Source organism: Streptomyces albidus (ex Kaewkla and Franco 2022) (genome assembly GCF_013870515.1).
Lineage (GTDB): Bacteria > Actinomycetota > Actinomycetes > Streptomycetales > Streptomycetaceae > Streptomyces > Streptomyces albidus.
This window is the reverse complement of record NZ_JACBXA010000467.1, coordinates 1-1,967: the sequence shown is the minus strand read 5'-3', so window position 1 is coordinate 1,967 and position 1,967 is coordinate 1. Positions and strand designations below refer to the sequence as shown.

The following is a 1,967-nucleotide window of genomic DNA, read 5'->3' as shown; positions in this document are numbered from 1 at the left end:
CACGCCCGGCGAACGCCGCGAGGACGCGCTGGCGGCGTGTGCGCTGGTGCCCACCCTGCTCACGGCTCTGCACCGGCTCGGCGAAGGGCTCGAACCGGTCGAGCCCCGGGACGACCTGCCGTACGCGGCGAACTACCTCCACATGCTCACCGGCCAGGAGCCCTCGCAGCGTCAAGTCCGCGCCGTGGAGCGCTATCTCGTCTCCACCGTCGACCACGGATTCAACGCGTCCACCTTCACGGGCCGCGTCATCGCCTCGACCGGAGCCGACGTCGCCGCGTGTCTCACCGGCGCGATCGGCGCCCTGTCGGGGCCGCTGCACGGCGGCTCACCCAGCCGCGCCCTGGACACCCTGGACGCCATCGGCACACCGGACCGCATCGACGGGTGGATCCGCGAACACGTCCTGGCGGGCGAGAGGATCATGGGCTTCGGACACCCCGTCTACCGTACGGAGGACCCTCGTTCGCGGATGCTCAAGAAGATCGCCCGCGAATTCGGCGGCCCGCTTGTCGAGTTCGCCGTGCAGGTCGAGGAGCGGGTCCAGGCGATTCTCGAAGAGCTCAAGCCGGGCCGCGAACTCCACACCAACGTCGAGTTCTACGCCGCCGTCGTCATGGAACTGAGCGGACTCCCGCGCACGATGTTCACGCCCACGTTCTGCGCCGCGCGCGTGGTCGGCTGGAGCGCCAACATCCTTGAACAGGCCGAGGATTCGAAGATCATCCGTCCCGCCGCGCGCTACACGGGCCCCGTTCCTCCCGAGCCGGTGCCGGCGATCTGACTCCGTACGGCGTCAGCCGGAGAAGGCGCGGAAGGAAGGGCGGGGGCGCGAATCGGCGCCGTCGCCGCTGCTTCCGTGCGCGGCCTGGAGTACGGCTGGAGCCGGCATGGAGAACTGCTGGAGCAACCCCAGTAGTTGAGGGATCGGCGGTGACCGCGAGCGCCCCCGTCTCACAGCGGCGTACGGCATGCGAGTCCGAACCGGCTCATCAATTCCGCGCTCGTTCGAGCGCGCAACTTCGGCCACGAGCAAGCGCGTTCGGCATTTATCATCCCCCCACACGACCAGAGGGGGACCATGCGCACCCGACCCGACGCGGCAGGCATCGCCTGCCTCGTACCCGTCTTACTGCTCGCGCTGACCGGCTGCGCCGACCAGAAAGAGGTCGCGGAGAGCTGCGCCGCGAAGATCGCGCACATGAACAACCCGCCGCAGCACGCGAGCGACCCCCGCCCCGAAGCGTGCGAGGACCTCAACGACGAGGACTACGAGGTGATCGTCGTCCACCGCTCGTTCAACGACGGGGAGGTCTTCGACGAAGAGGGGAACGTCGACCTCGGCAGGGTCGAGGACATCGACGAGTGACGAGGGGTCGCGGTCGCCTGCGGCGGTCGTGCCGCCGAAGCCGGGTCCGGGCCCACTCAGGGGTCCGCAAACGCGAGAACGCCCCGCCGGTCAGCCCGGCCGGGGCGCTCGTACGCAGGTCGGCGAGAGCGACACCACCGACGCGGAAGTAGGCCGTGTGGGACTCGAACCCACAACCAATGGATTAAAAGTCCACTGCTCTGCCAATTGAGCTAACGGCCCGCCCCCGCAGCATAGCCCGGCGGTCCGCCGGGCTTCGAAGGCATTCGCCTTCGTGCTGGGAAGGTGTCAGCTGTTGCGCTTCCAACGCGGCTTGTCCGTGCGGCGGTCGAAGGAGCGACCACCGGTGCGGTGGTCGTCGCGGCGGCCCTGGGGGCGACGGTCGTCGTGCGAACGGGCGTCGCGACCGAACGAGGACGAGGTCGACGACGAGGCCGGGCGACGGTCGTCGCGGCGGAACCCACCACGGTCGCCGTCGCGCCGCTCCCGGTTGTAGGACGGGCGGTCGTCCCGGTTGTAGGACGGGCGGTCGTCGCGGCGGAAGCCGCCGCGGTCACCGTCACCGTTGGTCGCCTCCGCACTGCCCAGAGACGGTCCA

At 69.8% G+C, this 1,967-nt stretch carries 2 protein-coding genes, 1 tRNA gene and 1 pseudogene; 2 read left to right on the top strand and 2 right to left on the bottom strand.

Annotation, left to right across the window (positions count from 1 at the left end):
* A partial coding sequence (locus tag H5J26_RS30575; protein WP_181769194.1) for a citrate/2-methylcitrate synthase occupies window positions 1-784 on the top strand: 784 nt, incomplete at its 5' end.
* Between the two features lie 297 nt (window positions 785-1,081).
* A complete protein-coding gene (locus tag H5J26_RS30570) occupies window positions 1,082-1,369 on the top strand; it encodes a hypothetical protein (RefSeq protein ID WP_181769193.1) in 288 nt (95 codons plus the stop codon).
* A gap of 149 nt (window positions 1,370-1,518) precedes the next feature.
* Here the strand turns inward: H5J26_RS30570 and H5J26_RS30565 are convergent.
* Both H5J26_RS30565 and H5J26_RS30560 read right to left on the bottom strand, forming a co-directional pair.
* Window positions 1,519-1,591: transfer RNA gene (locus H5J26_RS30565), tRNA-Lys, on the bottom strand.
* Between the two features lie 66 nt (window positions 1,592-1,657).
* Window positions 1,658-1,967 (bottom strand): annotated as a pseudogene (locus tag H5J26_RS30560) (RNA helicase); the annotation flags it as partial.

Excerpts from the sequence above, each read along its gene's own strand:
- H5J26_RS30570 (WP_181769193.1), top strand. The coding sequence starts at position 1,082 with ATGCGCACCCGACCCGACGCGGCAGGCATCGCCTGCCTCGTACCCGTC.